This window comes from Arcobacter cryaerophilus gv. crypticus, from assembly GCF_002993025.1.
Taxonomy (GTDB): domain Bacteria; phylum Campylobacterota; class Campylobacteria; order Campylobacterales; family Arcobacteraceae; genus Aliarcobacter; species Aliarcobacter cryaerophilus_B.
Map to the genome: position 1 here is coordinate 25,429 of NZ_NXGI01000010.1, position 15,505 is coordinate 40,933.

The window sequence follows — 15,505 nt, forward strand, 5'->3', positions numbered from 1 at the left end:
TAAGATTGATGAGAAATAGTATTATAGAGTTAATTAAACAATCGGCATTTGATAAAGTTGCATTTGAAACATTGGATAGCATTTTTAAGCTATATGAACAGCTTCAATACTCTTCAAATTTAAACCAACTTGCAAATGATATTTTTTTATGGCTAGAAGAAGAATTTGCTATAAAAAATATGGTATTTTCATTATTTGATATAAACAAAAATAATAAAACTGATATTTTAGCAAAAGGCGATAAATTTTATTTAGATGATGATTTATCACAGTTTTTTATAATAAACACACATACAAATTTGAATGCAACTATATCTTTTTGTGCATCATCAGAAGAACACTCTTTATTTTTAGAAAATAAATACAACTCAATTGAAGCAACATTTTTTATTATTTCAACAATTGTTCAAAATGCTATTTTAAAGAAAAATTTTATTGATTCTGCTTCTCTTGATTCTGTTACAAATGTATTTTCAAGCCATTATTTTATTGAAAATCTATCTTCATATCTTAAGTTGTCAAACAACAAACAAAATGAGATTTTTTTACTTATGATAGGAATAGATAGATTTAAAGCTGTAGTTGATGAGTTTAATTATGAAATTGCTGATAAGGTTTTAATAGAATTAGCAAAGGTTATACACTCAAATATAAATGAGTTTGATATTGTAGGAAGACTTGAGACAGATACTTTTTTAGTGTCTATTTTAAGTAATGATGATGAAAATCAAGCTTGTGAAGTTGCAAAAAAGATTATTAGTGATTTCTCGAAAGCTAGAGTAATTGTAAATGAAGAAACTAGACAAATTCTACAAAAAACAGTTAGTATTGGTTTTGAAAAATTTGCATTAAACTCAAATATGTCACTTGATGATGCTATAAAAAATGCTGATATTGCACTAGTTGAAGCAAAAAATAAAGGAAGAGGAGAGTTTTTGAAATTTTCAAAAATAAATAGTATTGATAATTTTAAACTCTTTTAGTTCTATTTTTGATTTTATAAAACTTTTCTAGCTTTTACATAAACTCTTTTTGGAGCTGGATAACCTTCAACCGTTTTACTACTATCATTTGGATCTAAAAAATCTTCTAAACTCTCATCAAAACTCCAAGGAGTAGCTCTTTGTTCATCTTTTGTTGTAACAACTGTTGCTAATACTTCAATATTTTCAAATCCAGCTCTTATTAACCAATTTTTAAGTGCAGGAATTGTTGGAATAAAGTATATATTTGGGATTTTTGAGTATCTTTGATTTGGAGTTAAACATATCTCATCATCTCCATCTATCATAAAAGTATCAATTATAATCTCACCTTTACTATTTAATCCTTTGTTTAATGCTTTTAAAGTTCCAACAGGATCAGCTCTATGATATAAAACTCCTAGCATAAATATAAAATCAAATTTATGATTATAAACTTCTAAATGCTCAACTCCAAGCATCTCATAAATAATATCTGATTTTACAAAGTGGTTTATAAACTCAAATTGATGAAGCGTCAAAGGTGATGGATCAAATCCTATAAGTTTTTTTGGCTTATCTTCTAACATTCTAAACATATAGTAGCCGTTGTTGCAACCAATATCTGCAACAATTTTATCTTTTAGATTAAAATGTGGTCTTATTAGATTATATTTTAAATTACTTTGCCACTCACTATCAATTTCAAGGTCAAAAATTTTAAAAGGTCCTTTTCTCCAAGGAATTAGTTTTTTTGCTGTTTCTAAAATAACTTCATACTCTTTTGAGCTTAAATCATCTTTTTTTCCAATACTAAACCAATCACCATAATCAATAGCTAAATTACTCTTTTCAATCTTACAAGCCTCTTGCAGTTGATTAAACCAAGGCTCTACATTTTTCCAAGTTCTGCACTCATTTTTTTTAGTTTTTAGTTTTTCAATATTCATAGGTGAAATTATAGATATTTAAACTTAAACTTTAAGTCATATTTAAAAAACTTCAACTCTATCTCTTCCATTATTTTTGGCTTCATATAAAGCTTTGTCTGCATTTGAGATTATGTCATCATATTTTAAATCGTTTAAGCTACATGTTGCAACACCCACACTAATAGTTACACTATTTGGATAAGTACTAAATTTGTGAAGTTTAATAGCCTTATTTAGTTTTATTGCTAAATCTTTTGCACCATTTTTTAAAGTTTCTGGACAAACTACTAAAAACTCCTCTCCACCCCATCTTCCCAAAGTATCGACATTTCTTATATTTTGACTTAAAATATTTGAACACTCTTTTAAAACATCATCTCCAACTTGATGTCCAAAATTATCATTTATCTTTTTAAAGAAATCTATATCGATAATAATCACAGAAAAAATATTTCCATATCTCAAAGATAGGCTCATATTCTCTTGCAAAACATTGTCTAGTTTGACTCTGTTGTAAATTCCTGTTAATTTATCTGTAATTGATAGCTTAAAAAGCTCTTCATTTTTAATATTTAACTCTTTTGTTCTTTGTTCTACTTTCTCTTCTAATGATTGTTGATATTCATAAATAGATTTTGACATATCCAAAAATGCATTTGACAAAATTGAAACTTCTAAAATAGAGCTATCAACTTTTGAAATAGAATCATACTTTCTATTTTTTATTTTTTTACTCTCTCGAACAAGCTTAAGAATAGGATATACAATAATTTTTGAAAAATATATTATCAAAGGTATCATAATAAGGCAAACAATAAACAAACTCAATATTAAATTTAAAGTTTGAAATAAGTAAGGAGCAACAGTCTTTTTGTAATCTGCAAAAAGAATAATATAATCATTATTATCTGAATTATTAAGTTTTGCAATTTGTACAATATATTTTTTATCTTTTATATTTACAATACTCGCATTTTCAAATTTCTCTAAATCTTTATTTTTCTCAAAAAATGTAGCTAATAAATAATCATCTTTTGCAATAGAAGAAATAATAGTTCCATCTTTTTTAAATAAAAACATATCCATAGTCTCTTGATTTATACTATCTTTAAATATATTTTTGAAATCTTCAATCAAAAAATCAACAGATACAACATTTTTACTACCATTTAACTCTTTTGAAAAAGTAAGTCCATAAGAGTCAATATGTGAAAATTTATATGGAACTGTTTTTATAGCCCTATTCTCACTAGATATTGCCATCTCATACCATGGTCTTTTTGTAGGATTGTAGCTATTTTCTTCGACTCTTTTAGCAGTTTGATTTAAATCTTCATCATAAAGTGTTACCTCTTTTTTATTTATATTATTACCATCTATTTTAATTAAAACCCATCTATCAAGCTCTCTTGCTTTATAAGCATCTTTTAATTTTTTATTAATATTTAAATTTATAAGTTCATAAAAACTTCCATCTTCATAACCTGTATAAACAGAATAAAAGTTTTTTTGGATATTTAAAACTTTGATATATGTTTCAAAATTTTTATCTTGGTCTATTTTATCTTCATGATTTATTATACTTAACATCTCGACAATTCTAAAGTTTTGATTATCGCTATTTTTGATTAATTCATTTAAACTATGTGAAAGATTTTTAAATTTTTCACTTATATCTTTTTTGGATTGATTGTTGTCAATATATAGTAACTGAATACCAAAAATAATCAAAAGTAAAATCATAATAGATATGAAAAGCGAAAGTACAGTAGCTTTTAGAGTTTTTTCCTTGTTAAATACTTTTTCCATAAAATTAATTTTTTTTTGCATAATACCCCCTAATTTTAAATATTTAACCCATAATCAATAGTTTCAAAAGCATAATTAAAACAACTATTTAAGGTAGTTATTTTAATATTAATGCAGCTAAGAATACTTTTGATTTTTTAAAGCTTTTAACATAAGCTTTTTTATAGAACAACATCTTATCAAAAAATAACTTTTGAGAATATAAATCTTATTTTTCATTATAATTCTATTCTTAAAGAATATTATCAATTAACTAAATGTTAATTTTATAATAATACAATTTGCCAAAAATGAATACAAAAAAAGGATATTTTTGAAGCTTTTAAACTTTCTCTTCTCTTTTAAAGCAACCTTGCTTTTGTTAGCTATTTTGGCAATTGGTGCTGGAGTTGCTACTTTTATTGAAAATGATTTTGGAACATCATCAGCTAGAGTTTTAGTCTACAACAACACTTGGTATGAAATAGCTTTAGTTTTAACTACTATAAACCTATGTGGAATAATATATAAATTTAAAATGTGGAATAATCTTCCTAGATTTTTATTTCACTCCTCTTTTGTTGTGATACTTTTAGGAGCAATTATTACTAGATATGTTGGGTATGAAGGAATTATGCAAATACCACAAGGTACTACAGAAAATCAGATGATTTCACTAGAACCATACTTACAAGTTACAGTAAAAGAAGGTGAAAAAGTTGTTGCATATAAAGAGTGGCAAAAAGAGTTTACATCTTTGCTTCCAGAATTAAACAATTTTTCTTACAAAGTTGATTTTGACAACAATAATTTAATCATAGACTACAAAAGATTTCAGTTTGAAAAAAAAGAACAAGCAAAGATGGGATTACTTACTGTTGATGTAACTTTAAATGACAAAAAAGAGACTATTCGATTGCCAGGCTTAAGTGGTCAATTAGGAGTTCCTAGAGATCTTGTTTTTGATAAATACACAGTTACTTTGGAGTATGGTTCTAAGTTTATTGCTCTTCCTTTTGCTATTAGATTAAATGAATTTCAATTAGAAAGATACCCAGGAAGTATGGCTCCATCATCTTATGCTAGTGAAGTTACAGTTATAAAAGATGATAAAACTTATGATTATAGAATATTTATGAATAGAACTTTAAATGAAGGAAATTTCCTATTTTTCCAAAGCTCATATTTCCCAGATGAGAGTGGAACGGTATTATCAGTAAATAATGACCCTGGAAAATGGCCTACATATTTTGGATATTTTTTACTAACTCTTGGACTATTTTTAAACTTTTTTGATAAAAAATCAAGATTTAGAAAACTAACAAAATTTGTTGCAAACAAAAACTTAGCTATGTTTGTTTTAACTTTAGCTCTTCTTTCAACTCAAAATTTAAAAGCTAATGAAAACGATAATGTTGCATCACCTGAAGTAGTTGATGATATAACTATGAGAGTTGATTACTTAAATAAATTAAAAGATGAATCAAAAGTAACTGCAGATAAATTTGGACATCTAGTAGTTCAAAGTAGTGGTGGAAGAATGAAACCACTTGCAACTCTAAATAGAGAAATAGTTCAAAAACTAAGCGGAAAATCATCATTTATGGGAATGGATGCAAATCAGATTGTTTTAGGAATGATTACAAGACCTGATATTTGGAAAGATGTAAAAATAATAAAAATAAATACTCCAAAACTTAAAAAATTTCTAGGAGTAGCTGAAAGTGAAAAGTATATATCTTTTTCAGAAGCATTTGGGGAAAAGAATGATTATTTACTTGCAAAAGAGTCAGAAAAAGCTCTTCTTACAAAGCCAATTGAAAGAGGAACTTACGAAAAAGATATTATAAAAGTAGATGAAAAATTAAATATTATTTATAGTGTATTTAATGGTGCATTATTAAATATCTTTCCAAAAGTTTATGATGAACAAAGTGCAGATGATAATTTCAAATGGTATTCTCCTCTTGAAGCAATGCAAGAATTTTCAGGACAAAATCAAGCTGCTATTGGATCTGTTGTAAGAGGATTATTTAACTCAACTATGGATTTTGACTGGAATAGTGCAAATAATTATATTGATATGATAGCTTTATATCAAGACAAAGTAGGAACAGATATAAAACCTACTGCTTCAAAAGTAAATGCTGAAATAGTTTTCAATAAACTAGATATTTTCTTTAATCTAACTTTAGCTTATGTTCTTTTAGGTTTTGTAATGGTTGTTTTAGCTTTTGTTATTATTTTCAAACCAGAGTTTAAACCAGCAAAAACAACAAAAATTATACTTGCTATTTTATCTATACTTTTTGCTATACAAACTTTTGGTATGGGTTATAGATGGTATTTATCAGGACATGCTCCTTGGAGTGATATTTATGAAACTTTAATTTATATATCTTGGTCTGCTATATTTGCTGGAGTTATATTTTTTAGAAACTCTTTATTAGCTTTAGGTGCAGCTACAATTATCGCTGGAATTTTTATGTTTACAGCTCACTTAACAGATGTTGATCCTCAAATTACAAGTTTAGTGCCTGTTTTAAAATCTTATTGGCTTACAATCCATGTATCTATTTTGACTGCTTCATATGGATTTTTTGGACTTAGTGCAATATTGGGATTTTTAACTTTAATAATGTTTATTTTTAGAAAAAATAGACCACATTTAGATGATGTTGTTAAACATGTAAGTGCAATAAATGAGATTTCTCTAATTATTGGTTTAGCTTGTATTACTATTGGAAATTTCCTTGGTGGAGTTTGGGCAAATGAGTCTTGGGGTAGATACTGGGGTTGGGATCCAAAAGAGACTTGGGCATATGTTTCAATAGTTGTTTATGCTTTAGTTCTGCATCTTAGATTTGTAAAATCTTTAAATACACCATATGTTTTAGCAACTGCTTCATTACTTGCATTTAGCTCTATTATGATGACATATCTAGGAGTAAACTTCTACTTATCTGGAATGCACTCTTATGCGACAGGTGATCCTGTACCTATTCCAATGTGGGCTTATTTAACTGTTGCAACTGCTTTTGCTGCAATTATTTTAGCTTATAAAAATAGAGATTTAAAAAATATAGAGTAGATAAAAAGGGCTAAAAGCCCTTTTTTCATTTAAAATATAATTTTGTAAAAAAGCAAACATACTTTTTATTGAAATTGCTTTTTTTCAAGTTTTATAAAAGAGAGATAAGTATGCCAACAGTTTTAGAAATATTTAAAGATATTACAAAAATTCAAAGATGCAGTGGAAATCATAAAGCATTTATAGAATATATGAAAGAAATATCTAAAAAACTAGACTATATTTGTTTAGTTGATGAAACAAATAATATTTTATGTAAAAAAGAGAACTCAAATGCAAATATAGTTTTTCAATCTCACTATGATATTGTTTGTTTAAATGATTTTTGTATTCCTCAAATTATTGAAGATGATACAACTTTAAAAGCGATAGATTCAACTTTGGGCGCTGATAATGGAATTGGTTGCTCATACATGATAGCCTTAATGTATGAAAATTTCGATGGTGAATTTTTGTTTACAAGCGATGAAGAGATTGGACTTATAGGTGCAAATGCTTTAAATCTTCCTATAAATTCTAAATATATGCTAAATCTTGATAGTGAAGAAGAAGGTAAAATTTGTATTGGTTGCGCAGGTGGAGTTGATATTATTGCAAAAAACAAAAATAAAAAAATAGTTCCAAATATTGAAAATTTAGATTTATATGAAATTTCTATATCAAATCTACAAGGTGGACATAGTGGTGTTGATATAGATAAAAATATTCCAAATGCTATAAAACTAATCGTAAAAGCTATAAAAGAGTGTGAAGGAAAACTATTGGATATAAATGGAGGTGAGAGAATAAACTCAATTCCTGCAAATGCAAAAGCTATAATTGCTTCAAAAAAAATTCCACAAAAAAATCATGAAAATATGAAAATAGAGAAAATCAACACAAAATCTGAACATTTAAATATTTATGATGATGAAATTATTAATTTTTTATACAAATTTGAAAATGGTGTAAGAGATTTTAATAAAGAGTTAAATGTAGTTCAAGACTCTATAAATTTAGCATTAATTAAGACAAATATAGATGAAATTGTTATTGAATTTAGTGCTAGGTCAATGAATAATGAAAACCTAAAAGAGTTAAAAGAGAAAACAAAAAAAGAGTTAATAAATAATAATTTTAGTGTAGAAACTTATGGAAAATATCCAGCTTGGAGTCCTGATATAAATGACTTCACATCAAAAGTTTTAAATATTTACAAAACTTTTGATACAAATGCATCCCTAGAGGCTATTCATGCTGGATTAGAATGTGCTATTTTTAAAGATAAATTTCCAAATTTAAAAATAGCTTCAATTGGTCCAACTATAAAATTTCCTCACTCAAAAAAAGAGTTTGTATATAAAAAATCTATTGAAAATGTTTTTGAAGTAGTTAAAAAAATTGCAAATAGTATGTAGTCTTTAAAAGTTGAGAATTAATCTCAACTTTTATTTTTTAAGAGTTTTAGAAATTTTCCCATTCATCATTATCTTTTACTTGCTCTTTTTTTTCGATTTTTTCTATAGTTTGTGTTTTATTTGAAATTGTAGCTGTAGTAGATTTATGAAAATCTCTAGCTTTTGCACTATCTTTTCCTATAAACCCTTTTGAATTTGCCTCTTTTACAATCTCTTTTGCTATTTCATCTGTAACCAAAGCTATATCGTGAGTTTGAGATGATACCATTGCATTTTGTTGAGTTTGACGGTCAAGTTCGCTTACTGCATCATTTATCTGCTCTATTCCCATTAATTGCTCTTTAGAAGCATTTTCAATATCAGATATTAAATCCATAGTTTGAGTAATATTTTCACTTAAATCTTTGTACCCATATATCATACTTGAAGCTATTTGTTTTCCTTCATTTGCTTTTATAGTAGCATCTTGTACAATATTTTTTATATCTTTTGCAGCTTCAGCACTTCTACTTGCAAGATTTCGCACCTCTTGAGCAACAACTGCAAATCCTTTTCCAGCTTCTCCTGCAGTTGCAGCTTCAACAGCAGCATTTAGTGAAAGAATATTTGTTTGGAATGCTATTTGGTCAATTACTGAAATTGCTTCATTTACCATATTTACTTTTTTATTTATTTCATCCATAGCATTTGTTGTTTCATTTGCTAGATTTTCTCCATCTTTTGAAGATCGAATAACACCATCTGATAATTTTGCCATTTTAGCAATACTTTCAGTATTGTTTCTTATATTTGAAGTAATTTGCTCTAAAGCAGCTGCTGTTTCTTCTAATGAAGCAGCGGCTTCATTTGAGCTAATATTTAATTTATTTACATTTTCTAATAAAATTTTTGAACTATCTTCTAGTGTAAGTCCATTGATTTTATTTTCTAATAAAAGATGATTTATCGTATCTGCTAAAATATTTATCTCTTTTGCTACATCACCTGTTGAGTTCTCTATTCTTGGTGTAAAGTCCATATTTTTGTATTTAGATAATACTTCATCTATTGAAACTAAATCATTGTTTACTTTTTTAGATATTATTTCTAGCATATCATTTAAAATATTTTTTAACTCTTCTAGACTATCATTATCTGTCTTTGCTATAATTCTTTCTCTTAAATTTCCCTTATTTATTTGAGAAACAACTTCTTTTACATTATTAATTAAAGCTTCATCTTGTTTTAGTAGATTATTTGTTCTTTCAATATTATCATTTACTACTTTTGTCATTATTCCTATTTCATCTTCAGATTTTATCTCTATTTTATAAACATCTGAACTCTCTTTATTTAGATATTTAAAAAATGATAAAAGTCCACTTTCAAATCTTTCTAAAGGAGATATAATCTCTTTTGTAATAAAAAATGAGATAAGGAAAATTAAAATAACCGAAACAACTATAGCAATAATAACTATTCCTAAAATAATTGAAGCAATTTTTTCTTTTGAATTTTTGTGCATAATTTCAATATTTTTTTCAATATTATCAACATAAACTCCAGTTCCAATCATCCATTTCCACTCTTGAAGCCCATCTGCATACCCTATTTTGTCATATAAAATTGGATCATCTTTACTTTTTGGAAAATCAAAAATTACTGTTCCTCCACCTTTTTTTGCAGCTTCTATCAAATCTTTTATATAATAAACACCTTTTTGGCTTTTATTTTCAATTAAATTTTTTCCAATTAGTGATTGATTTATTGGGTGCATTATATTTGTACCATTATAATCATAAACAAAGAAATATCCATCTTGACCAAATCTAATTTTTGAAATCTCATTTAAAGCTTTTGCTTTTAACTCTTTTTCTTCGTTATCTATATAAACTCCTGTTCCAACAACCCAACCATAAGGTTCAAATAATCTTATATTAGATAATTTTGCTCTTGGTTCTTTACCTGGAATTACTTGCTCATAAGGCACAAAACCTTCACCTTTTTCAAAAGCGGTTTTTATAAATTCTAAAATATGTTTTCCATTGTTTTTAGTACCTTCTCGCTCTGGAGTCAAAGGTAATTTTAGTATTGTAGAATTTTTATCATACACAAAGAAGTAATCTTTTTCTTCTCCATATCTAACAGAACCTATAGCTTCTAAAAGTATTTTTTTTAGTTCTGCTTCTGGCATTTTATTTTTTTGTTCATCATAAATTTTTAATATCATTGCAAACAAAAAATCAGTTTGTGATTTTAAATACTCACCTTTTCTTACTTTAACATTTTCAATTTTTGCTTCTTCATAAGCATTTTTTGCAATATTTTGAGCAAACGCTGTATAGTTTTTTAGCTCTTCTATGCTTGAATTAAAAGCATTTTGCTTGTATTCCTCGATAGTTTGATTTGTAAGGTTATTAACCTCATAAATAGACTTTGTAGCTATTATAGTAGAAACTAATATAATAGTAATTATTACAATGCTTAGTAACTTAATCCGTATTGATAAATTTTTCATAAAAAACCCTTTTGTGTTTATTGAAAATTATTTTACTAAAAGAATTATAAGTTTTTGTTTTAATTTATATATATTTTTGTTAGATTTCTAAAAAAGGTAGATTATAAGCCGTGTTTTGTATTTGACAATAATTTATCTAGGTATTAAATCACTTTAATACTCCTGCGAAGACGAAAAATGTGAAGCTAAATACCATGTCTTCTTACTACAAGTTGGGTTTACAAAGCTGTTAAGATTACTCAAAACACTGGTAGGCTCTTACTCTACCGTTTCACCATCACCAAAAAAATTGGCTGTATACTTTCTGTTGCACTATCCCTTAGATTACTCTAGCCATCCGTTAGATGGAACCTTGCTTCACTGCAGCACGGACTTTCCTCTTGAAATCAAGCTATTGTCTATCTACCTTTAGTCGAAATTGTATCTATTTTCTTATTAAATCATAATTACTAGGAGCTACAAATACAAAAATATTATCATCAATTGGTTCATCTTGAACTGAATTTGAGAAAATTATCTCAACATTATTATCAAGAGTATCTTTATAAATTATTTTTTTTATTTTGTTATTGTCCATAGAGATTTGATATTTTGTACCATCTATTGTTGAAGCATAGTTGTTATTATCAATTTTTTTAGCCTCTTTTAAAAGCTTTAATATATTTATCTCATTTTCAAGTGTTGTAAAAATAGCTTGTTCTAACTCTGGCTCATCAACTATTGCCATATTATTATCAATATAAACATTTTTAACCACTGGAGTTTTATATTTCCACAAAATTTGTCCACTACTTTTTATAAAAACTTCGCCTTTATAAGTTATGATATCACTTGAACTTGATGTAATAGTTTGGGTAAATTTTGATTGAAAACTTTTCAGATTTTGAATATCATTTGAAGAAAAACAGAAGCTTGAAAAAATAAACAGAGTAAAGATAAGCTTATAAAACATTTTTTAACCTTTTTTTATATATAATCATTGCTTCATTATAACGAAAAGGAACTAATTTTATGTTAAATGTTTTTTCAAAAGTTTTTGGTACAAGAAATGATAGAGTTGTAAAAAAATATAAAAATATAGCAAACGAAATAACAAATTTGGAAGCAATATACTCAAAGCTAAGCGATGATGAGCTTAGAGCCAAATTTAATGAGTTTAAAAAAGAAGTACAAAACGATGAAAAATCATTGGATAGTGTTTTAAAAGATGTTTTTGCAATAACTAGAGAAGCTAGTGTTAGAAGTTTAGGTCTTAGACCTTATGATGTACAGCTAGTTGGTGCTATGGTTTTAAACGATGGTAATATTGCAGAGATGAAAACAGGAGAAGGAAAAACTCTTGTTGGTGCTATTGCTGTTTGCTTAAATGCATTAAGCGGAAAAGGCGTACATGTTGTAACTGTAAATGATTATTTAGCCTCTAGAGATGCAAGTGAGCTAAAACCACTATATGAGTTTTTAGGATACAGTGTTGGTGCTTTAAGTGATGCAATAAGAGATGATGATACAAGAAGAGAACAATATGCTTGTGATATTACTTATGGAACAAATAGCTCTTATGGTTTTGATTTTTTAAGAGATAATATGGTTTATGATTTAAAAGAGAAAGTTCAAAGAGGTCATCACTTTGTAATTGTAGATGAAGTTGACTCTATTTTAATAGATGAAGCTAGAACTCCTTTAATTATTAGTGGTCCAACAAATCACAAAAATTCAAATTATGTAAAAGCAAATGAGATAGCATTAAAATTAGTTCGTGGAGAATTAATAGAACCAAAAAATGCTAGTGAAAAACCAACTACAACTGGAGATTTTATTGTAGATGAAAAAAATAGAGCTGTAAGTTTAACAGAAGATGGTCATATAAAAGCCGAAGAGCTTTTTGGAGTTGAAAATCTTTACTCTATTGAAAATGCTATGTTATCGCACTCTCTTGACCAAGCTCTTAAAGCAAACTATATTTTCCAAAAAGATGTTGATTATGTTGTAAAAGATGATCAAATTATTATTGTAGATGAGTTTACAGGAAGATTAAGTGAAGGAAGAAGATTTAGCGAAGGACTTCATCAAGCACTTGAAGCAAAAGAAAAAGTTGCTATTCAAGATGAAAGTCAAACTTTAGCTGATACAACATATCAAAACTACTTTAGAATGTATAAAAAACTTTCAGGAATGACAGGAACAGCTCAAACAGAAGCAACAGAATTTGCACAAATCTATAATCTTGATGTTGTATCAATTCCTACAAATGTGCCTGTTAAAAGAGTTGATAAAAGTGATTTAATATATAAAAGTGAGAGAGAAAAGTTTGAGGCAGTTTGCGAAAAGATAAAATATTACCACGAAAAAGGGCAACCAGTTCTTGTGGGAACTGCAAGTATTGAAAAAAGTGAAAAGCTTCATAAATTTTTATCAGATAAAAAAATTCCTCATACTGTTTTAAATGCAAAACAGCACGAAAAAGAGGGAAAAATAATTGCTGATGCTGGTCAAAAAGGTGCTATTACAATTGCAACAAATATGGCAGGACGTGGAGTTGATATTAAATTAACACCTGAAATATTAGAACTTGGTGGATTAGCAATTATTGGAACAGAAAGACATGAAAGTAGAAGAATTGACAACCAACTTCGAGGAAGAAGTGGAAGACAAGGAGATGTTGGAGAATCTCAATTTTATTTGAGTTTAGAAGACAATCTTTTAAGAATATTTGGAAGTGATAGAATAAAATCTATTATGGAAAGATTAGGAATAAAAGAAGGAGAGTTTATTGAGTCAAAAATGGTTACAAGAGCTGTTGAAAACTCTCAAAAGAAAGTTGAAGCTATGCACTTTGAAAGCAGAAAACATCTTTTAGAATATGATGATGTTGCAAATGAGCAAAGAAAAGTAATTTATGCATTTAGAAATGATTTATTAAGAGAGGATTATGACATAGCTTCTAAAATAGATGAAAATAGAGTTGAATATGTTCAAAATCTTTTATCTGAATTAAATATTACTCGAGCATTAAGTGAAGAAGAGTTTGATTATGAACAACTAATGGCAAGGCTTAAAGAGGAACTTCATTTTATAGTAAAAGTTGAAGATATAAAAAGTGAGGATTATGAAAATTTAGAAAATAGATTAATCCAAATCTTAAAAGATGTTTATGAACAAAAAATGAGCCAAGCAGGAGATAAACAAAAAGCTGAAATTGAAAGAATATTATATCTTCAAATTTTAGACAATGCTTACAGAGAGCATCTTTACTCTATGGACACTCTTAAAACTGGAATTGGACTTAGAGGATACAACCAAAAAGATCCACTAGTTGAGTATAAAAAAGAGTCTTATAATATGTTTATAGATTTGGTTGCAAATATTAAACTAGAAATTATAAAAATTCTTTTTACAATCCAACTTCAAAGTAAAGAAGAGAAAGAAGCTCTAGAAAAAATAAAAGAGACTATGGAAAAATCAAATGAGCATATAACTACAAATATTGCACAAGAAGCTGTAAAAAGTAGTGAAAAAAAGATAGCTCGGAATGAAGTTTGTCCTTGTGGAAGTGGATTGAAATACAAACAGTGTTGTGGGAAAAGTGGTCCAAAAAGAGGCTTGGTAGCAGGAATTTAATTTGAATAAAGAATTAATAAATTTTATAGTTAAAAAGTATCTAAAGTTTGATAAAAAAAATCCATTTATCTCTATTAGTGCTATTTTAGCTTTTATTGGGGTTGCTATTGGAGTTATGGTACTAATATTATCAATGGCAATTATGAATGGAACAGCAAAAGAGTTTGAAAGAAAACTTTTTACTATGAACTATCCACTAACTATCTACTCAAAAAGTGCAAATAGTGTAACTGAAGATTTACTTTTGGATCTTGAAGCAAATTTTAAAGATCTTAAATTTTCGCCATTTATATCAACTCAAGCTATTGTTCAAAATGCAAACAATATGAGTGGTGGAATGATTTTTGGAGTAATACCACAAAAAGAGGCAAACATTAACCCTATTTTCAAAGAGGCTTTAAGGGATTTTGATTTTAATAAATTTGACATAATAACAGGTGTTGGAATAAGTGACAAACTTCTTCTTACTCAAAATAGTAAATTAACTCTATATTTTACAGAGTTAAATCCAGCTGGTTTTTCTCTTATGCCAAAAATGAAAAGGTTTGACTATATCTCATCGTTTAATTCTGGTCTTAGTGCGTACGATAAAGCCTATATGTACACAACTATTGAAGCTTTACAAACTCTTCTTCAAAAAGATATTGGCTCATATGATGGTATTCATGTACACTCAGATGATGCTTTTGTTGATATTGAAAAATTAAGAACTTTCTTACAAGATAAAAGAGTTGGTGTTGTTGGTTGGTGGCAACAAAATGGAAACTTTTTTGCTGCTATGAAGATGGAAAAAACTGCTCTTTTTATAGTTTTAATGTTGATTATTTTAGTTGCTTCATTAAATATCATTTCATCTTTACTAATGACTGTAATGAGTAGAAGAAAAGAGATAGCACTTCTTTTATCAATGGGGACTAGTGCAAAAGAGATAAAATCTATTTTCCTTAAAGTTGGTATTGCTATTGGTTTTGGGGGTATTGTTTTAGGTATTATTTTAGGGTTTATTGGGTATTTCTTACTTGATACTTTTGATATAGTAAGCTTACCTGCTGATGTTTATGGAAGTGCTAAATTACCGCTTGATTTAGCTGTAACAGATTTTATATCTATTGTTGTTGGCTCTATTGTTATTGTATTATTATCATCTTTTTATCCAGCTAGCAGGGCTACAAAAATAGATGTTATTGATGTTTTAAGAAACGAATAAATATAAAGACTTA

Annotated in this window: 9 protein-coding genes and 1 other RNA gene; 5 read left to right on the forward strand and 5 right to left on the reverse strand. The window is 27.4% G+C overall.

Going from position 1 to position 15,505, the window contains the following annotated elements:
* The first annotated feature begins 8 nt into the window (after positions 1 to 8).
* Positions 9 to 983, forward strand: coding sequence for a GGDEF domain-containing protein (locus CJ670_RS05390; protein ID WP_105939160.1), 975 nt, complete (start codon positions 9 to 11; stop codon positions 981 to 983).
* Between the two features lie 14 nt (positions 984 to 997).
* On the opposite strand, the gene cmoB is transcribed toward CJ670_RS05390, so the two are convergent.
* Positions 998 to 1,912, reverse strand: a complete 915-nt coding sequence (gene cmoB, locus CJ670_RS05395) for a tRNA 5-methoxyuridine(34)/uridine 5-oxyacetic acid(34) synthase CmoB (protein WP_105939161.1) — start codon at positions 1,910 to 1,912, stop codon at positions 998 to 1,000.
* A gap of 42 nt (positions 1,913 to 1,954) precedes the next feature.
* Complete coding sequence (locus CJ670_RS05400; protein WP_105939162.1) at positions 1,955 to 3,724, reverse strand: sensor domain-containing diguanylate cyclase; 1,770 nt, start codon at positions 3,722 to 3,724, stop codon at positions 1,955 to 1,957.
* 292 nt (positions 3,725 to 4,016) lie between these two features.
* On the opposite strand from CJ670_RS05400, the gene ccsA reads away from it, so the two are divergent.
* Both ccsA and CJ670_RS05410 read left to right on the forward strand, forming a co-directional pair.
* Positions 4,017 to 6,773, forward strand: a complete 2,757-nt coding sequence (gene ccsA, locus CJ670_RS05405) for a cytochrome c biogenesis protein CcsA (RefSeq protein WP_105939163.1) — start codon at positions 4,017 to 4,019, stop codon at positions 6,771 to 6,773.
* Between the two features lie 110 nt (positions 6,774 to 6,883).
* Positions 6,884 to 8,170, forward strand: a complete 1,287-nt coding sequence (locus tag CJ670_RS05410) for a zinc-binding metallopeptidase family protein (RefSeq protein WP_105939164.1) — start codon at positions 6,884 to 6,886, stop codon at positions 8,168 to 8,170.
* 46 nt (positions 8,171 to 8,216) lie between these two features.
* Here CJ670_RS05410 and CJ670_RS05415 read toward each other — a convergent pair whose 3' ends face one another.
* The 3 genes from CJ670_RS05415 to lolA form a co-directional block, all read right to left on the reverse strand.
* On the reverse strand, positions 8,217 to 10,667 hold the full coding sequence (locus tag CJ670_RS05415) for a methyl-accepting chemotaxis protein (protein WP_105939165.1): 2,451 nt from the start codon (positions 10,665 to 10,667) through the stop codon (positions 8,217 to 8,219).
* Positions 10,668 to 10,755: 88 nt separating this feature from the next.
* Positions 10,756 to 11,077, reverse strand: an RNA gene (gene rnpB, locus CJ670_RS05420) — RNase P RNA component class A.
* 14 nt (positions 11,078 to 11,091) lie between these two features.
* Entirely contained in the window at positions 11,092 to 11,619 is a 528-nt protein-coding gene (lolA, locus tag CJ670_RS05425) for a LolA-like outer membrane lipoprotein chaperone (protein WP_105939166.1), read from the reverse strand.
* Positions 11,620 to 11,678: 59 nt separating this feature from the next.
* Between lolA and secA the strand changes: the two genes are divergently transcribed.
* Together secA and CJ670_RS05435 are read left to right on the forward strand one after the other, a co-directional pair.
* Complete coding sequence (gene secA / locus CJ670_RS05430; RefSeq protein WP_105939167.1) at positions 11,679 to 14,285, forward strand: preprotein translocase subunit SecA; 2,607 nt, start codon at positions 11,679 to 11,681, stop codon at positions 14,283 to 14,285.
* Position 14,286: 1 nt separating this feature from the next.
* Positions 14,287 to 15,492 carry an ABC transporter permease gene (locus CJ670_RS05435; RefSeq protein WP_105939168.1) on the forward strand — a complete coding sequence of 402 codons (1,206 nt, stop codon included), beginning with the start codon at positions 14,287 to 14,289 and terminating at the stop codon, positions 15,490 to 15,492.
* The last annotated feature ends 13 nt before the right edge of the window (positions 15,493 to 15,505 follow it).